The 25,450-nt window shown below is 72.2% G+C and carries 19 protein-coding genes; 6 read left to right on the top strand and 13 right to left on the bottom strand.

Going from position 1 to position 25,450, the window contains the following annotated elements; genetic code table 11:
- Positions 1–745: 745 nt before the first annotated feature.
- Genes whiA through uvrC form a run of 4 tightly spaced genes read right to left on the bottom strand, consistent with a single transcriptional unit; the run spans position 746 to position 5,941 of the window.
- Positions 746–1,735 (bottom strand): DNA-binding protein WhiA, encoded by a 990-nt coding sequence (gene whiA, locus IE217_RS02015; RefSeq protein ID WP_190175912.1) that lies wholly within the window; start codon positions 1,733–1,735, stop codon positions 746–748.
- Positions 1,726–2,820, bottom strand: a complete 1,095-nt coding sequence (locus IE217_RS02010) for a gluconeogenesis factor YvcK family protein (protein ID WP_190175911.1) — start codon at positions 2,818–2,820, stop codon at positions 1,726–1,728. The genes whiA and IE217_RS02010 overlap by 10 nt, the downstream gene beginning before the upstream one ends.
- On the bottom strand, positions 2,817–3,815 hold the full coding sequence (gene rapZ / locus IE217_RS02005; RefSeq protein ID WP_190175910.1) for an RNase adapter RapZ: 999 nt from the start codon (positions 3,813–3,815) through the stop codon (positions 2,817–2,819). The genes IE217_RS02010 and rapZ overlap by 4 nt, the downstream gene beginning before the upstream one ends.
- Positions 3,812–5,941 carry an excinuclease ABC subunit UvrC gene (gene uvrC / locus IE217_RS02000; protein ID WP_190175909.1) on the bottom strand — a complete coding sequence of 710 codons (2,130 nt, stop codon included), beginning with the start codon at positions 5,939–5,941 and terminating at the stop codon, positions 3,812–3,814. The genes rapZ and uvrC overlap by 4 nt, the downstream gene beginning before the upstream one ends.
- A gap of 362 nt (positions 5,942–6,303) precedes the next feature.
- Between uvrC and IE217_RS01995 the strand changes: the two genes are divergently transcribed.
- Positions 6,304–7,251 carry a hypothetical protein gene (locus IE217_RS01995; RefSeq protein ID WP_190175908.1) on the top strand — a complete coding sequence of 316 codons (948 nt, stop codon included), beginning with the start codon at positions 6,304–6,306 and terminating at the stop codon, positions 7,249–7,251.
- A 44-nt stretch (positions 7,252–7,295) separates the two neighbouring features.
- Here the strand turns inward: IE217_RS01995 and IE217_RS01990 are convergent, their stop codons facing one another.
- On the bottom strand, positions 7,296–7,721 hold the full coding sequence (locus IE217_RS01990) for a Rieske (2Fe-2S) protein (RefSeq protein ID WP_190175907.1): 426 nt from the start codon (positions 7,719–7,721) through the stop codon (positions 7,296–7,298).
- Between the two features lie 217 nt (positions 7,722–7,938).
- Between IE217_RS01990 and IE217_RS01985 the strand changes: the two genes are divergently transcribed.
- A complete protein-coding gene (locus tag IE217_RS01985) occupies positions 7,939–8,991 on the top strand; it encodes a LacI family DNA-binding transcriptional regulator (RefSeq protein ID WP_190175906.1) in 1,053 nt (350 codons plus the stop codon).
- The gene (locus IE217_RS01980; RefSeq protein ID WP_190175905.1) at positions 8,988–9,899 is read left to right on the top strand and encodes a carbohydrate kinase family protein; all 912 of its coding nucleotides are present in this window, start codon (positions 8,988–8,990) and stop codon (positions 9,897–9,899) included. The genes IE217_RS01985 and IE217_RS01980 overlap by 4 nt, the downstream gene beginning before the upstream one ends.
- 99 nt (positions 9,900–9,998) lie before the next feature.
- Here the strand turns inward: IE217_RS01980 and uvrA are convergent, their stop codons facing one another.
- Complete coding sequence (uvrA, locus tag IE217_RS01975; protein WP_190175904.1) at positions 9,999–13,007, bottom strand: excinuclease ABC subunit UvrA; 3,009 nt, start codon at positions 13,005–13,007, stop codon at positions 9,999–10,001.
- Positions 13,008–13,241: 234 nt separating this feature from the next.
- Between uvrA and IE217_RS01970 the strand changes: the two genes are divergently transcribed.
- Together IE217_RS01970 and IE217_RS01965 are read left to right on the top strand one after the other, a co-directional pair.
- A complete protein-coding gene (locus IE217_RS01970; protein WP_190175903.1) occupies positions 13,242–13,928 on the top strand; it encodes a maleylpyruvate isomerase family mycothiol-dependent enzyme in 687 nt (228 codons plus the stop codon).
- 81 nt (positions 13,929–14,009) lie between these two features.
- The gene (locus IE217_RS01965; RefSeq protein ID WP_190175902.1) at positions 14,010–14,666 is read left to right on the top strand and encodes an MBL fold metallo-hydrolase; all 657 of its coding nucleotides are present in this window, start codon (positions 14,010–14,012) and stop codon (positions 14,664–14,666) included.
- 213 nt (positions 14,667–14,879) lie between these two features.
- Here IE217_RS01965 and aroQ read toward each other — a convergent pair whose 3' ends face one another.
- A complete protein-coding gene (gene aroQ, locus IE217_RS01960) occupies positions 14,880–15,353 on the bottom strand; it encodes a type II 3-dehydroquinate dehydratase (protein WP_190175901.1) in 474 nt (157 codons plus the stop codon).
- 183 nt (positions 15,354–15,536) lie between these two features.
- On the opposite strand from aroQ, the gene IE217_RS01955 reads away from it, so the two are divergent.
- Positions 15,537–16,808 carry an MFS transporter gene (locus IE217_RS01955; protein WP_190176089.1) on the top strand — a complete coding sequence of 424 codons (1,272 nt, stop codon included), beginning with the start codon at positions 15,537–15,539 and terminating at the stop codon, positions 16,806–16,808.
- Between the two features lie 33 nt (positions 16,809–16,841).
- Here IE217_RS01955 and IE217_RS01950 read toward each other — a convergent pair whose 3' ends face one another.
- From IE217_RS01950 to IE217_RS01925, 6 genes are all read right to left on the bottom strand, one after another.
- On the bottom strand, positions 16,842–17,942 hold the full coding sequence (locus tag IE217_RS01950) for a calcium:cation antiporter (protein WP_190175900.1): 1,101 nt from the start codon (positions 17,940–17,942) through the stop codon (positions 16,842–16,844).
- A gap of 40 nt (positions 17,943–17,982) precedes the next feature.
- On the bottom strand, positions 17,983–18,984 hold the full coding sequence (locus IE217_RS01945; protein ID WP_190175899.1) for a TerC family protein: 1,002 nt from the start codon (positions 18,982–18,984) through the stop codon (positions 17,983–17,985).
- A gap of 263 nt (positions 18,985–19,247) precedes the next feature.
- Entirely contained in the window at positions 19,248–21,350 is a 2,103-nt protein-coding gene (locus IE217_RS01940; RefSeq protein ID WP_190175898.1) for a TerD family protein, read from the bottom strand.
- 98 nt (positions 21,351–21,448) lie between these two features.
- Positions 21,449–22,027, bottom strand: coding sequence for a TerD family protein (locus IE217_RS01935; RefSeq protein ID WP_190175897.1), 579 nt, complete (start codon positions 22,025–22,027; stop codon positions 21,449–21,451).
- Positions 22,028–22,200: 173 nt separating this feature from the next.
- Complete coding sequence (uvrB, locus tag IE217_RS01930; protein ID WP_190175896.1) at positions 22,201–24,369, bottom strand: excinuclease ABC subunit UvrB; 2,169 nt, start codon at positions 24,367–24,369, stop codon at positions 22,201–22,203.
- A gap of 40 nt (positions 24,370–24,409) precedes the next feature.
- Positions 24,410–25,288: an MHYT domain-containing protein gene (locus IE217_RS01925; protein WP_190175895.1), complete on the bottom strand. Its 879-nt coding sequence runs from the start codon at positions 25,286–25,288 to the stop codon at positions 24,410–24,412.
- Positions 25,289–25,450: the final 162 nt, after the last annotated feature.

Here is a 25,450-nt window from a genome sequence, read left to right as displayed (position 1 = left end):
GGCGGACGGCCCCGCCGGAGGGTGACGGCGCGGGTCGGCGTTCCGCCCGGATCGGCGGATGGCCCGGCTCGGCGTACTGCCGGACCGGCGGACGGCCCGGCTCGGCGTACTGCCGGACCAGCGGGCGACGCGATCGTCCACCCGGACCCAGCCAGCGTCCCGACCGGCGGCGACGGCGCAGCGCGGCGTCCCGCGCGCAGCGGCAGGCGCCCCGGATCTGCGGACGGCTTGATCGTCCACCCGGACCGAGCCGGCGGACCGGCCAAGGGCGACGGCGCAGCGCGGCATCCCGCGCTGGGCAGCGGGCGACCCGGATCGGCGGACGGCCGGTCCCGCCGGAGCGCGACGGCGCAGCCGGAGGGCGACCGGCGCAGGGCGGCATCCCGCCCGGATCGGCGGACGGCCCGGCTCGTCCGCTTGGGCCAAGCCGAGGTCTCCGGGGGTGGCGGAGAGCGGCATCCCGCCCGGATCGGCGACGGCTCGGATCGGCGGATGGCCCGGCCAGTCCACCCGGACCCAGCCGACGCCCCCACCGGCGACGCCGGGGCAGCGCGGCACCCCGCGCCACGCAGCGGGCGGCGCGGCTCGGTGTGCTGCCGGACCGGCGGGCGGTGTGACCGTCCGCCCGGACCGAGCCGACGCCCGTCGGCGGCGACGGGGCAGCGCGGCACCTCACGCCACGCAACGGACGGCGTGGTTCGGTGTGCTGCCTGCCGTACCGGCGAACGGCGGCAGGTGGTGGGGGTCAGCCGGCGAGGTTGTCGGCCAGTTCCTCGGTGAGGTTGGCCTCGGTGCCAGGGATGCCGAGGTCGGCCGCGCGCTTGTCGGCCATGGCCAGCAGCCGGCGGATGCGTCCGGCGACGGCGTCCTTGGTCAGCGGCGGGTCGGCGAGCGCGCCCAGCTCCTCCAGGGAGGCCTGCTTGTGCTCCATGCGCAGGCGGCCCGCGGCGGCGAGGTGCTCGGGCACGTCCTCCCCGAGGATCTCCAGCGCGCGCTGGACCCGGGCGCCGGCCGCGACGGCCGCGCGTGCCGAGCGGCGCAGGTTGGCGTCGTCGAAGTTGGCCAGCCGGTTCGCCGTGGCGCGGACCTCGCGCCGCATTCGCCGCTCCTCCCAGGCCAGCACGGACTCATGGGCGCCGAGCCGCGTCAGCAGCGCGCCGATCGCGTCACCGTCACGGACGACGACCCGGTCCACCCCGCGCACCTCGCGGGCCTTCGCGGCGATCGACAGCCGGCGCGCCGCGCCCACCAGGGCGAGGGCCGCCTCCGGTCCCGGGCAGGTGACCTCCAGCGAGGAGGAACGTCCGGGCTCGGTCAGCGAACCGTGGGCCAGGAAGGCCCCGCGCCAGGCGGCCTCGGCGTCGCAGGTGGCCCCCGAGACCACCTGCGGGGGCAGGCCGCGGATCGGGCGGCCCCGGCCGTCCACGAGCCCGGTCTGGCGGGCCAGCTGGTCCCCGCCCGCGACCACGCGCACCACGTAGCGCGAGCCGCGGCGCAGGCCGCCGGGCGCCATCACGATCAGCTCGGAGCTGTGGCCGAAGATCTCCAGGATGTCCCGCTTCAGACGCCGCGCCGCCATCGCGGTGTCCAGTTCCGCCTCGATCACGATGCGCCCGCTGACCAGGTGGAGGCCGCCGGCGAACCGCAGAATGGCGGAGACCTCCGCCTTCCTGCAGCAGGTCCGGGTGACGGGGAGCCGGGAGATCTCGTCCTTCACCGCTGCCGTCATCGCCATGGGCCGATCCTTCCATGCATCCGAAAAATACGGTCGTACGCGGCGGCCAGCAGCTCCGGGTCGTGCCGCGGAGTTCCGTCCCTCCGGGCCACCGGCGCCAGCTCGACCGCGGCGCCGAACCGCTTGGCGGCCTCGGTGAGGACTTCGCGGTCGGGCACGGCGGCCTCGTCGGCCAGCACCACGTCCAGGGCGAGTTTAGGGGCGTGTCGTCCCAAAACCTCCAAATGACGCTGCGGGGAGAAGCCGTCGGTTTCTCCCGGCTGCGGGACGAGGTTCAGGGAGAGCACCCGGCGGGCCTTGGTGGTGGTGAGGGCGTCGAGCAGTTCGGGCACCAGCAGGTGCGGGATGACCGAGGAGAACCAGGAGCCGGGGCCGAGCACCACCCAGTCCGCGTCCAGGACCGCGGCGACGGCCTCGGGGACGGCGGGCGGATCGTGCGGCACCAGGTGCACGGACTGCACCTCTCCCCGGGTGAGCGCCACGGTGGCCTGGCCGCGGACGGTGTCGACGTCCTCCGGCCGGTCCGGGTCGTGCCCCTTGACCAGGGCCTGGAGCTCCAGCGGCACGGCGGACATGGGCAGCACGCGCCCGTGCGCGCCCAGCAGCTTGCCGACCAGGTCCAGCGCCTGGACGTGGTCGCCGAGCTGTTCCCACAGCGCGACGATCAGCAGGTTGCCCACCGCGTGGTCGTGCAGGTCGCCCTGGGAGGTGAAGCGGTGCTGGATGACGCGGGACCAGGTCTGGCCCCAGTCGTCGTCGCCGCACAGCGCGGCCAGCGCCTTGCGCAGGTCGCCGGGCGGCAGTACGCCCAGTTCGGCGCGCAGGCGCCCGCTGGAGCCGCCGTCGTCGGCCACGGTGACGACGGCGGTGAGGTCGCCGGTGATCCGGCGCAGTGCGGCGAGCGAGGCGGACAGGCCCATGCCGCCGCCGAGGGCGACCACTTTGGGCTGGGCGCCGCGGCGGCGCGGCCGGCCGCCGCGCGCCTCGGCGGGGCGGGCCTGCCGCCCCTCGGTCGCCTGACGGGCGGCGCGTCCCTCCGGCACCACCCGGCGCAGCCTGCTCAGCCGCGGCGTACGTCCGGTCACTCGCGCCCCATGTCCCGGTGGACGACGACGGTCTCCACACCCTCGGCCGCGAGCCGTGCGGCGAGCTTCTCCGACATGGCCACCGAGCGGTGCTTGCCGCCCGTGCAGCCGATGGCGATGGTCACGTAACGCTTGCCCTCGCGGCGGTAGCCGGCGGCGATGAGCCGCAGCAGTTCGGCGTACCGGTCGAGGAACTCCTTGGCGCCGGGCTGGTTGAAGACGTAGGCGGCGACCTCCTCGTTGAGGCCGGTGTAGGGGCGCAGCTCCGGGACCCAGTGCGGATTGGGCAGGAAGCGCATGTCCGCGACGAGGTCGGCGTCGACCGGCAGGCCGTACTTGAAGCCGAAGGACATGACGGTGGCCCGCAGTTCGGGCTCCTCCTCGCCCGCGAACTGGGCGTCCATCTTGGCGCGCAGCTCGTGCACGTTGAGGCTGGAGGTGTCGATGACGAGGTCGGCGTCGCCGCGCAGTTCCCGCAGCAGCTCGCGCTCGGCCGCGATGCCGTCGACGATGCGGCCGTCGCCCTGGAGGGGGTGCGGCCGGCGGACCGACTCGAAGCGGCGCACGAGGGCGTCGTCTGAGGACTCCAGGAAGACGATCCGCCGGGTGACGTGCTTGGCCTCGAGGTCGGCCAGGGACTCGCGCAGGTTGTCGAAGAAGCGGCGGCCGCGGACGTCGACGACGACCGCGATCCGTGCCACGTTGCCCTGCGAGCGGGCGCCGAGCTCCACCATGGTGGGGATCAGCGCGGGCGGAAGGTTGTCGACCACGAACCAGCCGAGGTCCTCCAGGCACTTGGCCGCCGTGGAGCGGCCGGCGCCGGACATGCCGGAGATGATCACCAGCTCGGGGATGGCGGCGTCGGGGACCCCGGCCGTGTCGATGCCCGTACTCACCTGTGCTCCGTCTTTCTGGACCGCGTGCTGCCGCTGATCCTCGCGTGTTTTGTGCGCCTGATCCCGGTCCGCTGTGGGCCGCGGTTCGTGCTCCGTCATGTCTCCTGCCCCCGTCGCTCGTCCGGGGCGCCCGTGGGCACGGGCTCCCCTGGGGCACCCGCCGTCGTCCCGGGCGCCGTCTCTTCCACGTCTTCCATGATCTCTCCAGTCGCCGTGTTGACGGCAGGCGCGGCCGGGGCCGCCTGGGCGAGGGCCACGGCGATCGTCTCGGCCGTCTTGCGGCCTATGCCGGGCACCTCGCGGATCTGGTCGATTGTGGCGGACCGCAGCTTCTTCACCGAGCCGAAATGCTTGATCAGCGCCTGTTTGCGTGTCTCGCCGAGGCCCGGTACGTCGTCCAGGGGACCCGCGCGGAAGCGCTTGGCCCGCTTGGTGCGCTGGTAGGTGATGGCGAAGCGGTGCGCCTCGTCACGGACGCGCTGGAGCAGGTACAGCCCCTCGCTGCTGCGCGGCAGGACCACCGGGTCGTCCTCGCCGGGCAGCCACACCTCCTCCAGCCGCTTGGCCAGTCCGCACACGGCGATGTCGTCGATGCCCAGCTCGTCCAGGGCCCGCTGGGCGGCGGCGACCTGGGGGCGTCCGCCGTCGACGACGACGAGCTGCGGCGGGTAGGCGAAGCGCTTGGGGCGCCCGTCGTCCTCGGTGAGCGTGTCCACGACACCGTTGGTCGGGCCGTCGACGGCGGCACCGGGCGAGCCGTCGGCGGCGGCGCCGGAGGAGCCGTCGGCGGACGGGTCGCCGTCGCCGGCCCACTCGCCGGTCCTCTCCTTCTCGGCGAGGTAGCGCCGGAAGCGACGGGTGATCACCTCATGCATGGAGCGGACGTCGTCCTGGCCCTCGAAGCCCTTGATCTGGAAGCGCCGGTACTCGCCCTTGCGCTGAAGACCGTCCTCGAAGACGACCATGGAGGCCACCACGTCGTCGCCCTGGAGGTGGGAGATGTCGTAGCACTCGATCCTGAGCGGGGCGCTGTCCAGGTCGAGGGCCTCGGCGATCTCCTCCAGTGCCCGCGAACGCGTGGTGAGGTCGGAGGCGCGCCTGGTCTTGTGCAGCACGAGCGCCTGCTGGGCGTTGCGCGCCACGGTCTCCATGAGGGCCTTCTTGTCGCCGCGCTGCGGGATGCGCAGGGACACGGCCGAGCCGCGGCGCTCGGTGAGCCACAGCTGCACCGGCTCCACGGGGTCCGGCAGGGCGGGGACGAGCACCTCCTTGGGAACGGTGTCCCCGCTCTCCTCGCCGTACAGCTGCTGGAGGGCGTGCTCGACCAGGGCGCCGGTGGTGACGTCCTCCACCTTGTCGGTCACCCAGCCGCGCTGGCCGCGCACCCGTCCGCCGCGCACGTGGAAGATCTGCACGGCGGCCTCCAGCTCGTCCTCGGCCACGGCGATGAGGTCGGCGTCGGTCGCGTCGGCGAGCACGACGGCGTTCTTCTCCATGGCCTTCTTCAGGGCCTCGATGTCGTCGCGCAGGCGCGCCGCCCGCTCGTACTCCATCTCCTCGGCGGCCGCCGTCATCTCCTTCTCCAGGCGGCGCAGATAGGTGCCCGTGCGGCCGGCCATGAAGTCGCTGAACTCCTCGGCCAGTTCGCGGTGGTCCTCGGCGGAGATCCGGCCGACGCAGGGGGCGGAGCACTTGTCGATGTAGCCGAGCAGGCAGGGGCGGCCGGTGCGGGCGGCGTTCTTGAACACGCCGGCCGAGCAGGTGCGCACCGGGAAGACCCGCAGCAGCAGGTCGACGGTGTCGCGGATGGCCCACGCGTGCGCGTACGGCCCGAAGTAGCGCACGCCCTTCCTCTTGTGGCCGCGCATCACCTGCACGCGCGGGAACTCCTCGTTCATCGTCACCGCGAGGTACGGGTAGCTCTTGTCGTCGCGGTACTTGACGTTGAACCGGGGGTCGTACTCCTTGATCCAGGAGTACTCCAGCTGGAGCGCCTCGACCTCCGTGGACACCACCGTCCACTCCACCGACGCCGCGGTGGTGACCATGCTGCGGGTGCGCGGGTGGAGGTTCGCCAGGTCCTGGAAGTAGTTCGCCAGGCGCTGGCGCAGGCTCTTCGCCTTTCCGACGTAGATCACCCGGCGGTGCTCGTCACGGAACCTGTAGACCCCGGGAGAGTCCGGAATGTCTCCCGGCCTGGGGCGGTAGCTGGAGGGGTCGGCCATGTCTCACACCCTACTGGCGGGTGCTGACACGGCGGTGAGCCTGTGGACAACCTGGACGACACCGCGCCACCCGCCGTACGAGCGTACGACTACCCACTGTGACCAGGCATCTTCGCCCCGTGCCCCGGTACCCGGGCGGCGTGCCCGGCGTCCGCGGGCCGAGGGTGCGGAGTCGGCCAGGAGTGCACCGCTGTCGGGTCTCAGGTGTTGTCGGGACTAGGTCAACACGCTTCAATGCGTGGGAACTCGGGGCCGTGAAGGACGGCGCGGGACGTGAGGGCAGCCCTCCCCCGCGCCCGGACGGCCCCGACGACCCGCGCACGGCCCGACCAGCCGCCGCACCTTCACAGAAAGGCCCGTGCATGCCGCACGCCACTCAGCAGGCGGACATCGTCACCGCGGAACTGGACACGGCCCTCAAGGGCGGCCCCTTCCATGTGGCGCTGCGCGCCGCTATCGCCGCCCGTGGACTGCCCCTGCAGCGCGTGCAGCACCATCTGACGCGCTACGGGGTGAGGGTCGGGGTCACCAGCCTGAGCTACTGGCAGCAGGGCGCCCGCCGCCCGCAGCGCCCCGAGTCGCTGCGGGCCGTGCGGGCCCTGGAGGAGATCCTGCACCTGCCGGACGAATCGCTGATCCGGCTGCTGGCGGAGACTGGCGACCGCTCCTCCGGCCGGCGGTCCGCGTCCCGCACCTACCGCTCGCTCGTCGAGGCCTCGGACGTCTCACGGCGGCTGCTGGCGGAACTGGACGCCCCGCTCGACGACGGGCTGCACACCCTCGGGCACCACGAGCGGGTGCGGATCGGTCCGGTGCGCGAGCTCGCCGCGCGCGAGTCGCAGCACATCGTGCGCGCGCACCGGGACGGGGTCGACCGCTTCGTGGCCGTCCACCACGGCGACCCGGGCTGCGCGCCGGAGCGGATGACGGTGCAGGCCCTGGAGAACTGCCGCACGGGGCGCGTGCGGCGCCACCACGAGACGGGGCTGCTGGTGGTCGAGCTGCTCTTCGACACCCGGCTGCGGGCCGGGGACACGTTCCTGTTCCGCTACGGCGTCGAGGACGGCACGGCCGGGGTGTCGCGCGAGTACGTCCGCGGGTTCGGGGCGGCGGGCGGCCAGTACGCGCTCCAGGTGCGCTTCGACGCCGGGGCCCTGCCGGCGCGCTGCCACCGGTTCACGCAGAACTCGGCGGCGGCCCCGCGCTGTGGCCGCCAGGAGCTGCCGGTGAGCGAGCGCCACCGTTCCGTCCACCTGGTGGAGCCGCGGGTGCGGTCGGGCATCGTGGGCATCGGCTGGGACTGGGACTGAGAGCCGTTCCCGCACCGGGACGAGGGGTGCGGCCCAGGCCCTGATCAGGAACCGGGGCCCGCAACGATCTTGCCGCCTTCCGCGCGCACCGGGAGCGAGGCCAGGGGGTCGGTGGCCGGTGACCGCACCACCTTGCCGGTGGTCGCGTCGAACTCGCTGCCGTGGCAGGGGCACACCAGAGTCGTGCCCTGGAGCTTGTTGATCGGGCATCCCGCGTGGGTGCAGATCGTGCTGAACGCCTTCAGGGTGCCGTTCGCGTCCCGGCTGACGACGACGTTGTGGTCCCGGTACAGCTTGGCTCCGCCCTTGGGGACCTCGCTCTCGGCACCGAGGTCGACCGGCGCGGTGGGGGTCGCGGGCGCCGAGGTTCCGCCGCCCGGTCCGCAGGCGGCGAGCCCGAGCCCGGCGACCGGGGTGACGGCCGCCCCGCGCAGGACGGTACGGCGGCTCGCGGAAGGACGGCCCGGCATGAGGATCTCCACGTGTCAAAGGGGTCTGCGAGCCGACGATACCGCCGCCGGCCGAGGCGGACGCGGGCGGGGCGCCGCCCGCGTAAACGCTTGCGCAAGCGTTTACGCGGGCGGCGCCGATGGGGTACGTTCCCGGCCACGGAGCCCGCGCACCCGTCGCCGTACGTCCTTCACGGCGCGCTCAGCGGGCCGGAGGGGACGCGGGAGGCCGAACACGATGCCCACCATGGCCGACGTGGCGCGGAGCGCCGGAGTCTCCGTGGCGACCGTCTCGCACGTCCTGAACGGCACCCGCCCGGTACTCCCCCACACCCGCCAGGCGGTGCTCGACGCGGTCGAGGAGCTCGGCTACACGCCGAACGGTCTCGCCCGCTCTCTGGTCACCTCCCGCACCCGCTCCATCGGCCTCGCGGTCTCCGCGATCAGCAACCCGTACTTCACCGAGATCCTCCAGGGGGTCGAGGCGAGCGCCCTGGAACACGGGTACAGCCTGCTCATCGCCGACCCGCACGACGACCCGGTGCACGAGCTCAGGGCGGTCCGGCTGCTGCACGAGCGCCGCGTGGACGGCGTGATCGTCGCCCCTTCCGCCGCACCGCGCGAACTCGTGGCCCACCTCGCCCGGCACGCGGTGCCGACCGTGTTCCTGGACCGGCTCGTGGACACCGAGGCGATCACCGGGGCGGCCGGCCCGCCGTACTTCGACCAGATCTGCGCGGACAGCGCCGAACCCACGGCCCGTCTGGTCTCCCACCTCGCCGGCCTCGGCCACCGCCGGATCGCCATCGTCGCGGGGGCGCCGGGCCTCAGCACGAGCAGCGAGCGGATCACCGGCTACCGGCACGGACTGGCCGCCGCCGGGCTTGCCCACGACGAGCGGCTCGTGGTACACGGCGACTCCACCGCCGAGGGCGCCCAGCGCGCCACCGCGGCCCTGCTGTCCCTCGCGGTGCCGCCCACGGCACTGGTCACGGCCAACAACGCGATGACGATCGGCGCCCTGCGCGCCCTGCGCGAGCACGGCCTGTCGGTACCCGCCGACATGGCGCTGTGCTGCTTCGACGACTTCGACTGGGCCGAACTGTTCTCCCCCCGGCTGACCGCCGTCGCCCAGCCCGGCAGGGAGCTCGGCGCCCGGGCGGTCCGGCTGCTGCTGGACCGCCTCGCCGACCCGGACCGGGCCCCGCGGACCGTCCGTCTGCCCTGCGCCTTCGTCCACCGCACGTCCTGCGGTTGCCCCGAGCAGCCCGAGAAAGGAACCCTCTCGTGATCGTCGTCGCCGGTGAGGCCCTGATCGACCTGGTACCGCAGGGCACGGGCGCCCTCGCGCAGCTCAAGCCGGCGCTCGGCGGCGGCCCCTACAACACGGCCGTCGCGCTCGGCCGCCTCGGCTCCCGCACGGCCTTCTGCTCACGGACCTCCGAGGACGCCTTCGGCGGAGCCCTGCTCGAGGGGCTGCGGCGGGCGGGCGTGGACGTCTCGGGGGTGCAGCGCGGTCCCGAGCCGACGACGCTGGCCGTCGCGACGGTGGACGCCGGCGGATCCGCCGCGTACTCCTTCTACGTCGACGGCACCGCCGACCGCCTGTTCACGGCACCCGCCGGACTGCCGGAGGGCACCCGCGCGGTGTCGTTCGGCACCTGTTCGCTGGTGCTGGAGCCGGGCGCGAGCGCCTACGAGAAGCTGCTGCGGGCGGCTGCCGCCCAGGGCCTGTTCACCGCGCTCGACCCGAACGTCCGGCCGGGGCTGATCGCCGACGCGGACGCCTACCGGGCGCGTTTTCTGGGCTGGCTGCCCTCGGTGTCCCTGCTGAAGCTGTCGGAGGAGGACGCGCGGTGGCTGGGCGGCACCCCGCGCCAGTGGCTGGCCGCCGGGCCCTCGGCGGTCGTGATCACCCACGGCGGCGACGGCCTCACCGCCCATGTGCGGGGCGGCGCGGAGTACTCCGTACCGGGCGAGAAGGTCGCCGTCGTGGACACCATCGGCGCGGGCGACACGGTCAACGCCGCCCTGCTGCACGGTCTTTCCGTCCGTGACGCCCTTTCCCCTGAGGGGGTCGCGGGCCTCGGCGCCGAGGGCTGGAGGGGGCTGCTGCGGTTCGCGGCCCGGGCGGCGGCGGTCACCTGCTCCCGCGCAGGCGCGGAGCCGCCGTACGCCTTCGAGGTGGGCGAGCCGTAGGCCAGGCCCGGTCGTCCGCGCGGCCGCTCCGGGCGCATACGGCGGGCGGCCCCGTGGGGTGATCCACGGGGCCGCCCGCCGTGACCAGGCGCCGACGTCTCAGGCCTTGCGCGTGCGCGTGGCCCTCTTCGCGGGCGCGGCCTTCTTGACCGCGGTGCTGTTCACCGTCTTGGCGGTGGCCGTGCGCCGCGCCGTCGAGGCCGCCGCGACGGCCTTCTTGGCGGCGGCCCTGCGCGGGGTCTTCACCGGCTCGGCGTCGCTGATCCGGTCCGCGCCCAGGATCTCGCGCAGGAACTTGCCGGTGTGGCTGGCCGGAACGCCGGCGACCTGCTCGGGGGTGCCCTCGGCGACCACCAGGCCGCCGCCCGCGCCGCCCTCCGGGCCCATGTCGACGACCCAGTCTGCCGTCTTGATCACATCGAGGTTGTGCTCGATGACGATGACCGTGTTGCCCTTGTCGACCAGGCCGGACAGGACCTTCAGCAGCTTGCTGATGTCCTCGAAGTGCAGACCGGTGGTCGGCTCGTCCAGGACGTAGACCGTGCGTCCGGTGGAGCGGCGCTGCAGTTCGCTGGCGAGCTTGACGCGCTGGGCCTCGCCGCCCGACAGGGTGGTCGCGGACTGGCCGAGCCTGACGTAGCCGAGGCCGACGTCCTTGAGGGTCCTGAGGTGGCGGGCGATCGCCGGGACGGCCTCGAAGAAGTCTGTCGCCTCCTCGATCGGCATGTTCAGCACGTCGGCGATGGACTTGCCCTTGTAGTGGACCTCCAGGGTCTCCCGGTTGTACCGGGCTCCGTGGCAGACCTCGCAGGGGACGTAGACGTCCGGGAGGAAGTTCATCTCGATCTTGATCGTGCCGTCGCCCGCGCAGTTCTCGCAGCGGCCGCCCTTGACGTTGAAGGAGAAGCGGCCGGGCAGGTAACCGCGGACCTTCGCCTCGGTGGTCTCGGCGAACAGCTTGCGGATGTGGTCGAAGACGCCGGTGTACGTCGCCGGGTTGGACCGCGGGGTGCGGCCGATGGGCGACTGGTCGACGTGCACGACCTTGTCCACGAGGTCGTCGCCGTCCACGCGCGTGTGCCGGCCCGGCACGTTCCGCGCGCCGTTCAGCTCGCGTGCCAGGTGGGTGTAGAGGATGTCGTTGACCAGCGTCGACTTGCCGGACCCGGAGACGCCGGTGACGGCCGTGAAGACGCCGAGCGGGAAGGACACGTCGATGTCCTGGAGGTTGTTCTCGCGCGCGCCGTGCACCGTGAGCTGCCGAGCGGGGTCGCGCGGACGCCGGATGTCGGGCAGCGGGATCGACTTCTTGCCGGAGAGGTACTGACCGGTCTGCGACTCGGCGTTCGCGAGCAGTTCCTTCAGGGAGCCGCTGTGCACAACCTTGCCGCCGTGCTCGCCGGCCCCGGGACCGATGTCGACGACCCAGTCGGCGACCTTGATGGTGTCCTCGTCGTGCTCGACGACGATGAGCGTGTTGCCCATGTCCCTGAGCCGGACCAGCGTTTCGATCAGCCGGTGGTTGTCGCGCTGGTGCAGGCCGATGGACGGCTCGTCGAGGACGTAGAGGACGCCCACGAGGCCGGAACCGATCTGGGTGGCCAGGCGGATGCGCTGGGCCTCGCCGCCGGAGAGCGTGCCGGCCGCACGGTTGAGGGACAGATAGTCCAAACCGACGTCGACCAGGAACCGCAGCCGCTCGTTGACCTCCTTGAGCACGCGCTCGGCGATCTTCTTGTCGCGGGCGGTGAGCTTCAGCTCGCCGAGGAAGTCCGCGCAGTCGCTGATGGACATGGCGGAGATCTCGGCGATCGACTTGCCCATGAGCGTGACCGCGAGGACGACGGGCTTGAGGCGGGTGCCCTCGCAGGTGGGGCAGGGGACCTCGCGCATGTAGCCCTCGAAGCGCTCGCGGCCGGCGTCGCTCTCGGCCTCGCTGTGCCGGCGCTTGACGAAGGGGACCGCGCCCTCGAAGGGCGTGGTGTAGACGCGCTCGCGCCCGTAACGGTTGCGGTAGCGGACCTCGATCTGGGTCTTGTGGCCGTACAGCAGGGCCTTCTTGGCGCGCTGGGGCAGGCCCGCGAAGGGGATGTCGGTGCGGAAGCCCAGCGCGTCGGCGAGGGCGCCGACCAGGCGGCCGAAGTAGTCCTTGGTGTGCCCGTGCGACCAGGGGTGGATGGCGCCCTCGTCGAGGCTCTTGTCCTCGTCGGGGACGATCAGTTCGGGGTCGACCTCCATGCGCGTGCCGATGCCGGTGCACTCGGGGCAGGCGCCGAAGGGCGAGTTGAAGGAGAAGGAGCGGGGCTCCAGCTCCTCGAACGACAGGTCGTCGTAGGGGCAGTACAGGTGCTCGGAGTACATGCGCTCGCGCTCGGGGTCGTCCTCGGGGAGGTCGACGAAGTCGAGCACGACCATGCCGCCCGAGAGCCCGAGGGCGGTCTCGACGGAGTCGGTCAGACGGCGCTTGGCGCCGTCCTTCACGGTGAGGCGGTCGACGACCACCTCGATGGTGTGCTTCTCCTGCTTCTTCAGCGTGGGCGGACTGGCGAGCTGGATCGTCTCGCCGTCCACGCGCGCGCGGGAGTAGCCCTTGGTCTGAAGGTCGGCGAACAGGTCGACGAACTCGCCCTTGCGCTCACGCACCAGCGGGGCGAGCACCTGGAAGCGGCTGCCCTCCGGCAGCTCCAGGACCCGGTCGACGATCGCCTGCGGCGACTGGCGCGAGATCGGGCGGCCGCACTCGGGGCAGTGCGGCTTGCCGATGCGGGCGAAGAGCAGGCGCAGGTAGTCGTAGACCTCGGTGATGGTGCCGACCGTGGAGCGCGGGTTGCGCGAGGTCGACTTCTGGTCGATGGAGACCGCCGGGGAGAGGCCCTCGATGAAGTCGACGTCCGGCTTGTCCATCTGGCCGAGGAACTGCCGGGCGTACGAGGAGAGCGACTCCACGTAGCGCCGCTGGCCCTCGGCGAAGATGGTGTCGAAGGCCAGGGAGGACTTGCCCGACCCGGACAGGCCCGTGAAGACGATGAGCGAGTCCCGAGGCAGGTCGAGCGAGACGTTCTTCAGGTTGTGCTCGCGCGCGCCACGGACGATGAGACGGTCGGCCACGCCGGTCCGCACCTTTCTTGAGAGAAGTGACAGGGGCGGGGCCCCCGTGCTTTCTCAGACTAGGGGGAGCCACTGACAACGCCGGGTGGGATTCCCGGATGCGCCTGGACGGTCAACAATCCCCGGCCCTCCAGCATGCCCGACGCCGCCTCCGACCTTATAGCACGTGCATTCGATTTACGGGCGCAGTCGGCCACCTTCACCCGAACGTGTGCCCCGGCTAGGGTCGGAGCCATGATTGATCACGTACGCGACCTGGAGTCTGTGCGCAGCGCCACCGAGCGACTGCTCACCGCAGCCGCCAAGCTGGACAACGCAGGTGTGACCGACCAGTCACGGCTGCCCGGCTGGACCCGGGGTCATGTCCTCGCCCACGTCGCCCGCAACGCGGACGCACTCGTGAACGTCCTCGAGGGACGTCCCATGTACGTCTCCGGCGAGGCCCGGGACGCCGACATCGAGCGGGACGCCCGGCGTCCCCTGGAGGCCCAGCTCGCCGACGTGCGCGAGAGCGGGGCCCGCTTCCAGGAGACGGGGGCCGCCCCGGCGGACTGGTCGCGCACGGTGGAGCTGCGCAACGGGGTCACCGACTCAGCCTCCCGGGTGCCCTTCCGGCGCTGGGCAGAGGTAGAGCTGCACCACGTGGACCTCGGCATCGGCTACGAGCTGGAGGACCTGCCGGCGGAGTTCACCGAGCGGGAGATCGACTTCCTCGCCCGGCGGTTCACCGGGAACCCGGACGTGCCGCCGACCCGGCTGACGGACGGCACGCGCGCGTGGAGCACCGGCCAGGAGGCGGCCGAACCGGAGATCACGGTCACCGGGGCGCCCGCGGACCTGCTGGGCTGGCTCGCCGGACGCCGCGACGGCGCGGCGCTGACGGCCGAGGGCGGCGCGCTGCCGGCACTCCCGCCGCTGTAGCGCACGGGCTCGGCCCCGGGCCGCCGTCCGCCGCAGCGCGTGGACGATCCACGGGCCGCTCACCGCTATAGGCTGACGGCCATGACGTACAGCGGAGAGGTGAGGGTCGGCGGCCCGGCGGACGTGCACGAGCTGAAGGACCTGATGATCACCAAGATCGCGGTCGGCCCGATGGACAACAACGCCTATCTGCTGCGCTGCCGGGCCACCGACGAGCAGTTGCTGATCGACGCGGCCAACGACGCGCACACCCTGCTCGGCATGATCGGTGACGACGGCATCGCCTCCGTCGTCACCACCCACCGGCACGGCGACCACTGGCGGGCGCTGGCCGAGGTGGTGGCGGCCACGCGCGCGCGTACCTATGCGGGACGCGACGACGCCGAGGGCATTCCCGTGCCCACCGACGTGCTCGTCGACGACGGCGACACGATCCGGGTGGGCCGGGTGGAACTGACCGCACGGCACCTGGTGGGCCACACGCCGGGCTCCATCGCGCTGGTCTACGACGACCCGCACGGGCACCCGCACGTGTTCACGGGCGACTGCCTCTTCCCGGGCGGCGTGGGCAACACGTTCAAGGACCCGGAGGCGTTCGCGAGTCTCATCCACGACGTCGAGACGAAGATCTTCGACGTGCTCCCGGACGAGACCTGGGTCTATCCGGGCCACGGCAACGACACCACGCTGGGCGCGGAGCGTCCGCACCTGCCCCAGTGGCACGCGCGCGGGTGGTGAACCGCCGGCGCGCCGCCGGCACTGCGCGCCGCTCGCGCCCCGTGTGAAGCCTTCACACGCGCCGGTGGCACGCGCGCGCTCCTCGCCCCTCCCGCCACGCGGTCAACTGGGAGCAGCCCCGCACAGGATGACGGCTCCTGCGCGGTACGGGCCGCCGGCCTCCAACCCCGCCCTCGGCCGGCGGCCCCGGCCCGCGCCGCCGCGCGGAGCGGGCTACGCGTCCGCCCGCGCCGGGCCCGCCAGGGCCGCGACCCGCTCCACCGCGAAGGCGTAGCCCTGCACACCGCAGCCCGCGATGACGCCGTCGGCGCGCAGCGAGACGTAGGAGTGGTGCCGGAAGGACTCCCGCTGGTGGATGTTGGAGATGTGGACCTCCACCACCGGCAGCCCGTCGCAGGTGTTCAGCGCGTCCAGGATCGCGACGGAGGTGTGCGAGTAGGCGGCCGGATTGATCACGATGCCGCAGTGGTGCCGCCGTGCCTCGTGGATCCAGTCGACCAGCTCCCCCTCGTGGTTGGACTGGCGGAAGTCCACCGTGCCGCCGTGCGCGGCCGCCGCCTCGGCGCACAGTGCCTCGACGTCGGCGAGCGTGTCGGAGCCGTAGATCTCCGGCTGGCGCTGCCCGAGGAGGTTCAGGTTGGGGCCGTTGAGGATCATGATCGGCGCGTTGGCCAGGGTGCGGGGCACGGTTCCTCCGGTCCGTTCGTCGTACGGCGGCCGGCCGTCATGACCACCGCTCGCACCCGGTCTATCACGGCGCGCCCGCCGCGCTCCCCGGCGCCGTCCGTGCCTCCGCGCGCCCCGTAACCCCTGGTCACTCCGGGTGGTTGACGCGGCATGCGCACCGTACGCACCGTGAGCACCTCGTCCATGCCGCGGCTCGCCGCCGCCTCGCTGGCCGGGACCGCCATCGAGTTCTACGACTTCTTCGTCTACGGCACCGCGGCGGCCCTGGTCCTCGGCCCGCTGTTCTTCCCCGCCTTCTCGCCCGCGGCCGGGACGCTGGCGGCGTTCGGCACCTTCGGCGCGGGGTTCCTGGCCCGGCCGCTCGGCTCGGTGCTGTTCGGCCACATCGGCGACCGGCACGGGCGGCGGCCGGTGCTCGTGGCCTCGCTGCTGCTGACGGGGGCGTCGACCGTCGCGGTCGGGTGCGTGCCGGCGTACGGCACGGCCGGCGTGGCCGCTCCCGTGCTGCTGGTCGCCCTGCGCTTTCTGCAGGGGCTGGGGCTCGGGGGCGAGTGGGGTGGGGCGGTGCTGCTCACGGCGGAGCACGCCCCGGCGGCGCGACGGGGACTGTGGGCGAGCTTTCCGCAGGTGGGGCCGTCGGTGGGGTTCCTCCTCGCCAACGGGGTGATGCTGGCGCTGTCGGCGTTCCTCACCGACGCCCAGTTCGCCGAGTGGGGGTGGCGGGTGCCGTTCTGGGCGGCCGCGGTGCCGGCGGTGGCCGGGGTGTGGCTGCGGTCCTCGCTCGCGGAGAGCCCCCGTTTCCTGGAGATCGGTGCGCACGCGCGCGTGCCGCTCGTCGAGGTCGTGCGCCGGCACGGCCGGCTGGTGCTGCTGACGGCGGGCGCGCTGGCCGTCGGCTACGCGGTCTTCTACACGGTGACGACGTGGTCCCTGGCGTACGCGACGCGGCGGCTGGGGGTGAGCCGTACCGTCGTGCTGGGGTGTGTCATGGCGGCGGTGGTGGTCAAGGGCGCCTTCACACCGGTGGCGGCTCTGCTCGGGGACCGTTACGGGCGCAGGCCGCTGTGCCTGGTGGGCTGCGCCGCGTGCGCCCTGTGGATGTTCCCGATGGTGATGCTGCTGGCCACCGGGGCTCCCCTGGCGATGTTCGCCGGTTTCCTGGGTGCGCTGCTCGCCTTCGTCACGATGTTCGGCGTGATCGGGGCGTACCTGCCGGAGCTGTTCGAGCCCCGGGTGCGCTGCACGGGCGCGGCGGTGGGCTACAACCTCGGCGGGGTCCTCGGCGGCGCCCTCACCCCGATCGTGGCCACGGCGCTGTCCGAGGGCGGCGGCCGCGTCCCGTGGGGTGTGGGCGCGTATCTGACCGCCCTCGCGCTGCTGGGGCTGGCGTGCTTCGCGTTGCTGCCGGAGACACGCCCCGTGCCCGTCACGGCCCCGGAGCCCGTCGTCGGGTGAGCGGGAGGACGCCGACCACCGGCCACCTGGGCTCTAGGGGTTGATGGCCAGTTCCAGGTAGGCAGCGAAGATCACCAGGTGGACACCGCCCTGGAGCGGTGTGGCCCGACCCGGCACCACGGTCAGCGAGGCGACCACGACGGTGAGCAGGAGCAGCAGCATGTGCGTGGAGCCCAGGCCGAGGACGAGGGGGCCGGGAAGCCAGACGGACGCCAGCGCGACAGCCGGGATGGTCAGGCCGATGCTGGCCATCGCCGAGCCGAGCGCCAGGTTGAGGCTGGTCTGCACCCGGTCGCGCCGGGCGGACCGCAGCGCCGCGATGGTCTCGGGCAGCAGCACCAGCAAGGCGATGATCACACCGACGACCGCGTGGTGCAGACCGGCCGCCGCCACACCGGACTCGATGGTGGGCGACACGCCCTTGGCGAGCCCGACCACGCCGACCAGGGCCAGACCGAGCAGGCCGAGGCTGATCCCGGCGGTGCGGGCGGAGGGACGCCGGGCGTGGTCGTCGGAGGTGATCACCTCGCCCTGCCGGGTGATGGGCAGGAAGTAGTCACGGTGCCGCACGGTCTGCGTAGCCACGAACAGCCCGTACAGGATCAGGGACGACAGCGCCGCGAAGGTGAGCTGCACGCCGGAGAACTGCGGGCCCGGCCGGCTGGTGGTGAACGTCGGCAGGACCAGGCTGAGCGTGGCCAGGGTGGCCACCGTGGCGAGGGCGGCGCCGGTGCCCTCGGCGTTGAACACCGCCGTGCCGTGCCTCAGCGAGCCGACGAGAAGGCTCAGGCCCACCACGCCGTTGCAGGTGATCATCACGGCGGCGAACACCGTGTCCCTGGCCAGGGTCGCGCTCTTGTCGCCGCCGTCGATCATCAGGGTGACGATGAGCGCGACCTCGATGATCGTGACGGCGATGGCGAGGACCAGGGAGCCGAAGGGCTCCCCGACCCGGTGGGCGACCACTTCGGCGTGGTGCACCGCGGCCAGGACCGAGCCGGCGAGGACGAGGGTCACCAGTACGACGACCGCGGCGGGCAGGGCGCGACCCCAGGTGAGGATCAGCAAAACAACCGCGAGCACCGGCACCGTGGTCGTCCAAGCCGCCATGAACGCCCTGAGCCGCGTCAGCATGAGGCGATCGTCCCAAAGGCGGGCACGGTTCGCACTCCGGTCAGACACCGACGCTGTCCCTCGGGGCGTCCTCGTCCAGTTCTCGCACCTCCTTGGCGGCGGTCTGCTTCCTGGTGGCCAGCAGACTGGTGATCGTGGTGACGGCCAGGACCGCGCAGATCACGCCGAGGGAGACCGGAATGCTGATCTCCGGGACGTGGACGCCGGACTCGTGCAGCGCGTGCAGCACCAGCTTGACGCCGATGAAGCCGAGGATGACCGACAGGCCGTAGGAGAGGTGGACCAGCTTCTTCAGCAGTCCGCCGATCAGGAAGTACAGCTGCCTCAGACCCATCAGCGCGAAGGCGTTGGCGGTGAAGACGATGTACGGGTCCTGGGTCAGGCCGAAGATCGCGGGTATGGAGTCCAGGGCGAACAGGATGTCGGTGGTGCCGATCGCGAGCATCACGACCAGCATCGGCGTCATCACGCGCTTGCCGTTCTGCCGGATCCACAGCTTGGTGCCGTGGTAGCGGTCGGCGACTCCGAAGCGGCGCTCGACGGCCTGGAGCAGCTTGTTCTCCTCGTACTCCTCGTCCTCGGCCTCGGCGCGGGCCTCCATGACGAGCTTCCAGGCGGTCCAGATCAGGAAGGCGCCGAAGAGGTAGAAGACCCACGAGAAGCTCGTGAGGATCGCGGCGCCGGCGGCGATGAAGACGGCCCGCAGCACCAGGGCTATGAGGACGCCGACGAGCAGCACGCGCTGCTGGTACCGCGGGGGCACGGCGAACTTCGCCATGATCAGCACGAAGACGAAGAGGTTGTCGACGCTCAGCGACTTCTCGGTGACGAAGCCCGCGAAGAACTCACCCGCGGGGGCGCCGCCCGCGAAGAGGAGCAGGCCGAGTCCGAAGAGGCAGGCCAGCGCGACCCAGACGGCGGTCCAGATCCCGGCTTCTTTGACCGACACCTCATGGGGCTTGCGCCCGATGAGGAAGTCGACCGCGATCAGGGCGGCGAGGCCCCCGACAGTAAGGACCCACAGGGTCATCGATACATCCACTGCGCCTCCGGCAGGTACGTCAGTCACGGCAAAGGTGTCAGCGTCATCGCTGCCGGAGGTCTCTTCCACCCTGTGACGGGCCGGCGCCCCGGGATCTGGCCTGATCCGTATTGACGGGTACGCCGCAGCAGACGGGAGTACTCCCCTCCGTGGGGAAAACAGTACCCGAAACACCAAGGAAAGGTAAAGCATCTGGCAAAGAAAAGATCAAAACGCCAGGTCAGAGACCTTTACTTTCTCTTGGTACAGTCCGCGCCCAGCCCTCACCTGTTCCACTCGCGTCGGGCTGCGGCGACCTGCGCCAGCACCTGCTCCAGCACCCGGCTGCCCGCCGGGACCAGCGCCGGTTCGTAGGTCCAGGCATGCCCGACCCAGGGGTCGGCGAGGTGGTCGTCGGGGACCGGGGTGAGGCGCAGGAGCGAACGCCACAGCGGGTCGAGCAGCGGGCCGTAGGCGGTGGCGTCCTCGCGGTCGGCGACCATCATCAGATGGACGCCGACCGCCGGGCCCTCGTCCGCGAGATAGCGCAACTGGTTGACGGCGCGGTCGTCGAAACCGTGCGGGAAGTCGTTGACGACGAGGAGCTGCTCGGAGGTGTCGAAGCCGGGCGGCAGCGCGTCCGGGGCGCCGCCGCGCACCGCCATCTGCACGAGGTCGACCCGCTGCGTCAGCCGGCCGAGGACGTCCGCGACTCCCGCGGCGCCCGCCGCGGGCGGTGCGGCGAGCACCCCGCTGCGCACCAGCGGGGCAAGCGTCCGCGCCGCTGCCCCGGCCGCGTCGATGACGTGCACGCCGAACTCGCCGGCCGGGTGGACGGCGAGGAGCCGGGCCGCGTGTGCCACGGCCGCCTCCATCGCCAGGCGGCGCAGCTCACCCTCGTCGGCGAACACGTCGTCGTCGGACAGTGCGGAGCGGCCGCTGTCGATCCACAGACCGCGCTCCAGCGGGAGCCTCTGCAGCATGGGGATGCGCAGGGACGGGTTCTCGGGCAGGTGGAGGTCGCCGAGGCGGACCGCCATCGGGATCTCCATCGGCACCCGGTAGCCGTGCCAGACGGGGTTGTCCCAGCGCGCGAAGGCGGGCGGCAGCGCGGGTTCGACGACCTCGGACTCGGCGGTGAGCTGGGCCAGGTCGCGGTCGAAGGCCGCCCGGGCCTGGTCGACGAGCGCGGTGTACCTGGCGTGCGCCGCCGCGCGGGCCGCGTCGCCCTGCCCTCCCATCCTGCCGCGCGGGTCGGACAGGGCCTGGTCGAGTTCCTTGTCCCGGCGCGAGTCGGCGAAGTCCACGGCGCTTCGATAGGCGGCCGTGGTGCGGGCCAGGTCCTCGAACATGCCCCAGACCTGGTTGTAGAGCCGCTCGTCCATGGACCAGCCGGTCGCGTCCCCGGCGACCGGCTGCGCGGCCCGTCCGGGCGGTGCTGGGGGTGCGGTGGGCGGGGGTGTTGGTGGGGCCGTGCTCTGCCTGCGGGGGTGGGTGTAGTCGACGGGGCCGTGCGTGGACGCCGATGACTGGGGGCCGGTGGCGGGCACCGGTTGCTGGGGGTCCGAGGCGGGGGCCGGCCGTGGCGAGCCGTCCGGGTACGGGGGTCGGGGGCTGTCGTTGTCCGCGTACGGCGGCTGCGGCGCCGGTTGTCCAGGCGCGCGGTTGGTCCAGTTGTGGTGGGGAGTGCCGGGCTGGGCCGGTGCCGTGTTGGGCACGGCCTGCTGGACGGAGGAGGCGGAGGCGGACGCGGGGCCGGTCTGCTCCGGTCCGGGCGTGGCGGTGTGCCTGGCGCGGTCGCCGTCGGCGGGGCGCGGCGGCGGGGCCGCCACCGAGCGGGCCAGGCCCCGGGCCACCGCTTCCTCCACGGTGGCCGCCAGGTGGTGCGCCTCGGACAGGCCCTGGTCGGCGAGGAGTTCGGCGAGGCCGCCCGCGTAGCCCTGGCCGACGGCGCGGACCTTCCAGGCGCCCTGCCGCCGGTAGAGCTCGAGGGCGATCACGGCGGTCTCGGCGTCCAGGCCGATGATGGTGTAGCCGGCGAGCTCGGTGCCGTCGAGCCCGGTGACGGCGACGAAGGGCGCGGCGACCGCGCCGAACCGCCCGGGCCCCGAGGCGGGCAGGGCCAGCAGCACCGAGACGCGGTGCACGGCCTCCGGCATCGCGCCGAGGTCGAGCGCGAGCCGGTGGCCGGCGGCGGCCTGCCGGGGCACTTCGAGGCCGGGCCGTGCGGGCGCCCCTGGGTGGACCACCCACTGGGCGCCGCGCACCTTGCCGTTCTCGTCGCCGAGGGTGGCCGCGGCCACGAGCGGTGTGCCGGCCGAGACGCGTATTTCGAGGCGGACCTCGGTCAGCGGGTGGTTCTGCCCGCGCACCAGCTCGGCCGTCATCGCCTTCCCCCTGCGTCACTGCGTCGTGTGGTGTCGTGCGGCCGCTCGGCGTGCCCTCTCGGGGCTGCCTGCGGGTGCCTGGGCTGGTACCTGTGGGCCTACAGGTGCGGCAGCATCGCCGGCATCAGGTCCTGGAAGGTGCGGCCGTTGGCGGGGACGCCGATGGCCGTCATGGTCCAGCCGGCGCCCGCGCGGTGCACCTTCGCCATGATCTGCGCGGTGTAGTTGCCACCGCCGGCGAGGGTGTAGCGGGCGAGTTCCTGGCCGTTGGTCTCGTCGACCAGGCGGCAGAACGCGTTCTGCACCTCCTGGAAGGTCTGCCCGGTGAAGGAGTTGACCGTGAAGATTATCTGGTCGATGTGGACCGGCACGCGCTGGAGGTCCACGAGGATCGCCTCGTCGTCGCCGCCCTGGCCCGCGCCGCCGACGAGGTTGTCACCGGTGTGGCGCACGGAGCCGTCGTCGCTGACCAGGTGGCGGAAGAACACCACGTCGACGGGCTGCTTGTCGGCGAACAGCACGGCGGAGGCGTCGAGGTCGATCTCGCGGGTGCGCGAGCCGAACAGGCCGCGGCGCGGGGCCGCCTGCCAGCCGAGACCCATGCGGACCGCGGCCAGGCTGCCCCCGTCGTTCTTCTGCAGACTGATGGCCTGACCCTTGGTCAAGTTGACGGTCACGGCTGATTCCCCTCTCGTACATCTCCCCTGCTGCCGCGGATTCCGCGGTTGCCAAGAACCCTACGCAGGGGCACTCACATCGCCGCACACCGGTCCGCGGTTTGTGTCGGTCTTGCAACACAGCGCGCATGAGAGTGCCCGGTCCCGCCGCGGACGGGCACCCCCGGGCCGCGTCAGGAGAGGCCGGCCTCGCGCATCTGGCGCAGTTCCTTCTTCATCTCGGAGACCTCGTCGCGCAGCCGGGCGGCGACCTCGAACTGCAGGTCGGCCGCCGCGGCCCGCATCCGCCCGGTCATCTCCTCGATCTGCTCGGCGAGCTGGGCCGCCGGCCGGTCGGTCGGCGCGGCCTGCGCGGCCTTGGCCTTCGCCTTGCCCTTGGCGGACTTGGCGGGCTTCGCCGCGTCGTTGTCCTTGACGGTGTGGACGCCGAGCGAGGGCACCGGGGTCTTCGCGCCCTTGCCGTCCTTGGACTTGCGGTACCCGGTGCCGAGCAGCTGCTCGGTGTCGACGTCCTCGCGGGCGATCTGCGCGACGATGTCGTTGATCTTCTTGCGCAGCGGCTGCGGGTCGATGCCGTGCGCCGTGTTGTACGCGATCTGCTTCTCCCGGCGGCGGTTGGTCTCCTCGATGGCCTTCTCCATCGCCGGGGTGATCTTGTCGGCGTACATGTGGACCTGGCCGGAGACGTTGCGCGCGGCGCGGCCGATGGTCTGGATGAGCGAGGTGCCCGAGCGCAGGAAGCCCTCCTTGTCGGCGTCGAGGATGGCCACCAGGGACACCTCGGGCAGGTCGAGGCCCTCGCGCAGCAGGTTGATGCCGACCAGGACGTCGAACTCGCCGGAGCGCAGCTCCCGCAGCAGTTCGACACGGCGCAGGGTGTCGACGTCGCTGTGCAGGTAGCGCACCTGGATGCCCAGTTCGAGGAAGTAGTCGGTGAGGTCCTCGGCCATCTTCTTGGTGAGCGTGGTGACCAGGACGCGCTCGTCCTTCTCGACCCGGGTCCGGATCTCGTGCACCAGGTCGTCGATCTGGCCCTCGGTGGGCTTGACGACGACCTCCGGATCGACGAGGCCGGTGGGGCGGATGATCTGCTCGACCTGGCCGTCGGAGCGGGAGAGCTCGTACTGGCCCGGGGTCGCCGACAGGTACACGGTCTGCCCGATGCGCTGTTGGAACTCCTCCCACTTCAGCGGGCGGTTGTCCAGCGCGGAGGGCAGCCGGAAGCCGTGCTCGACGAGGGTGCGCTTGCGGGAGGCGTCGCCCTCGTACATCGCGCCGATCTGCGGGACGGTGACGTGGGACTCGTCGATGACGAGGAGGAAGTCCTCCGGGAAGTAGTCCAGCAGGGTGTTGGGCGGGGTGCCCGGGGCGCGGTCGTCGAAGTGCATCGAGTAGTTCTCCACGCCGGAGCAGGTGCCGATCTGGCGGAGCATCTCGATGTCGTAGGTGGTGCGCATCCGCAGGCGCTGGGCTTCCAGGAGCTTGCCCTGCTTCTCCAGCTCGGCCAGGCGCTCGGTGAGCTCCTTCTCGATGCCGTTGACCGCCCGCTCCATGCGCTCGGGGCCCGCGATGTAGTGCGAGGCGGGGAACACGTAGAGCTGCTGGTCGTCGCTGATGATCTCGCCCGTGATCGGGTGCAGCGTGGACAGCGCCTCGATCTCGTCGCCGAACATCTCGATGCGTACGGCCAGCTCCTCGTAGACCGGGAAGATCTCGATGGTGTCGCCGCGGACCCGGAAGGTGCCGCGGGTGAAGGCCATGTCGTTGCGCGTGTACTGGATGTCGACGAAGCGGCGCAGCAGGTCGTCCCGGTCGATCTCGTCGCCGACGCGGAGGGCGACCATGCGGTCGACGTACTCCTGCGGGGTGCCCAGGCCGTAGATGCAAGAGACGGAGGCGACCACGACGACGTCGCGGCGGGTGAGCAGCGAGTTGGTCGCGGAGTGGCGCAGGCGCTCGACCTCCTCGTTGATCGAGGAGTCCTTCTCGATGTACGTGTCCGACTGCGGGACGTAGGCCTCGGGCTGGTAGTAGTCGTAGTACGAGACGAAGTACTCGACCGCGTTGTTCGGCAGCAGCTCGCGGAACTCGTTGGCCAGCTGGGCGGCCAGTGTCTTGTTCGGCGCCATCACCAGGGTCGGGCGCTGGAGCTTCTCGATCATCCACGCGGTGGTGGCGGACTTGCCGGTGCCGGTGGCGCCGAGCAGGACGACGTGCTTCTCGCCCGCCTCGACGCGCCGGGCGAGGTCGGCGATGGCCTGCGGCTGGTCGCCGCTGGGCTGGTAGGAGCTGACGACCTCGAAGGGCGCCACCGTGCGTTCGATGTGTGAGACGGGCCGCATGCCATCCACCGTACGACCCGCCACTGACAACGGGGACGGATCAGCGGTTCTGCGGGGCGCGGGAGCGGGGGTGGTCCTGGGTGCGGCCGGTGCGGCGGGCGCGTACGGCGGGGCGACGGGCGGTGTGCGCGACCAGTTCGCGGGCGGGGACGCCGGGCTTGTGGTCGACGGGGGTCCAGTCCGGCCTGCCCATGACCATCAGCGGGTCGAACATCACGACGACGCCGGCGAGGAGCAGGAAGGCCAGCGGGCCGATCAGCATCGGCGCGAGGAGCGCCGCCGGCGAGTCGCCGTCGGTGGGTGCGGCGGTGCCGCCGTGGAGGTGGACAGTAAGGGCGGCCATGCCCATGTAGTGCATGCCGCTGACGGCCACGCCCATGACGAGGCTCGCGCCGACGCTCCACACGAACCCTCTGACCTGCCCGGCCGCCCACAGGGCCGTGGTCGCCGCGACGACGGCGACGACCACGGAGGCCGCGACGGTGAGGATGTCGTACTGGAACTCGCCGTCGAAGCGCATCCCCGCCATACCCAGGTAGTGCATGGAGGCGACGCCCAGGCCGGTGATCGTGCCCCCGGTGAACAGTGCCGAGCCGGTGGCGCCCCGGTAGCCGACGATGAAGATCCCGACGCCCACCATGACGACGGCGATGGCGAGACTCGCGTAGGTCATCGGCCGGTCGTAGTGGATCGGGGCGCCCTTGATGGTGAAGCCGATCATGGCGACGAAGTGCATCGTCCAGATGCCGGAGCCGATCGCCGCCGAGCCGAGGGCGAGCCAGCCCGGGCGCCAGGACTGGGCGACCAGCAGCGCGCGCGTGGTGCAGCGCAGTCCGAGGGCCCCGCCCAGGCAGGCCATGAGATAGGCCACCAGCGGTGTGACCATCCCGTAGCTGAATCCGTCGACCGTGCCCTGCATGCGCGGCGCCCTTTCACCCTCTTACGTCCCGGAATGTCGCGTGTGTCCCCCGTCCCAGGACCGCAGGGGCGGTCAAGGCTGACGCAGAGAGTATGACTCCCACCGGAATGGTCGAACGATTTTCCGGCAAAGAAACACGTCCTTGCCCCACATGTGCGGCAT

The organism is Streptomyces naganishii JCM 4654, from assembly GCF_014650575.1.
In the GTDB taxonomy this organism is placed as follows: Bacteria; Actinomycetota; Actinomycetes; order Streptomycetales; family Streptomycetaceae; genus Streptomyces; species Streptomyces naganishii.
The sequence above is the reverse complement of the archived record's forward strand: the minus strand, read 5'-3'. Positions and strand labels throughout refer to the sequence as shown.

Excerpts from the sequence above, each read along its gene's own strand:
- whiA (WP_190175912.1), bottom strand. The coding sequence starts at position 1,735 with ATGGCGATGACGGCAGCGGTGAAGGACGAGATCTCCCGGCTCCCCGTC.
- rapZ (WP_190175910.1), bottom strand. The coding sequence starts at position 3,815 with ATGACGGAGCACGAACCGCGGCCCACAGCGGACCGGGATCAGGCGCAC.
- uvrC (WP_190175909.1), bottom strand. The coding sequence starts at position 5,941 with ATGGCCGACCCCTCCAGCTACCGCCCCAGGCCGGGAGACATTCCGGAC.
- IE217_RS01995 (WP_190175908.1), top strand. The coding sequence starts at position 6,304 with ATGCCGCACGCCACTCAGCAGGCGGACATCGTCACCGCGGAACTGGAC.
- IE217_RS01990 (WP_190175907.1), bottom strand. The coding sequence starts at position 7,721 with ATGCCGGGCCGTCCTTCCGCGAGCCGCCGTACCGTCCTGCGCGGGGCG.
- IE217_RS01985 (WP_190175906.1), top strand. The coding sequence starts at position 7,939 with ATGCCCACCATGGCCGACGTGGCGCGGAGCGCCGGAGTCTCCGTGGCG.
- IE217_RS01970 (WP_190175903.1), top strand. The coding sequence starts at position 13,242 with ATGATTGATCACGTACGCGACCTGGAGTCTGTGCGCAGCGCCACCGAG.
- IE217_RS01965 (WP_190175902.1), top strand. The coding sequence starts at position 14,010 with ATGACGTACAGCGGAGAGGTGAGGGTCGGCGGCCCGGCGGACGTGCAC.
- IE217_RS01955 (WP_190176089.1), top strand. The coding sequence starts at position 15,537 with ATGCCGCGGCTCGCCGCCGCCTCGCTGGCCGGGACCGCCATCGAGTTC.
- IE217_RS01950 (WP_190175900.1), bottom strand. The coding sequence starts at position 17,942 with ATGCTGACGCGGCTCAGGGCGTTCATGGCGGCTTGGACGACCACGGTG.
- IE217_RS01940 (WP_190175898.1), bottom strand. The coding sequence starts at position 21,350 with ATGACGGCCGAGCTGGTGCGCGGGCAGAACCACCCGCTGACCGAGGTC.
- uvrB (WP_190175896.1), bottom strand. The coding sequence starts at position 24,369 with ATGCGGCCCGTCTCACACATCGAACGCACGGTGGCGCCCTTCGAGGTC.
- IE217_RS01925 (WP_190175895.1), bottom strand. The coding sequence starts at position 25,288 with ATGCAGGGCACGGTCGACGGATTCAGCTACGGGATGGTCACACCGCTG.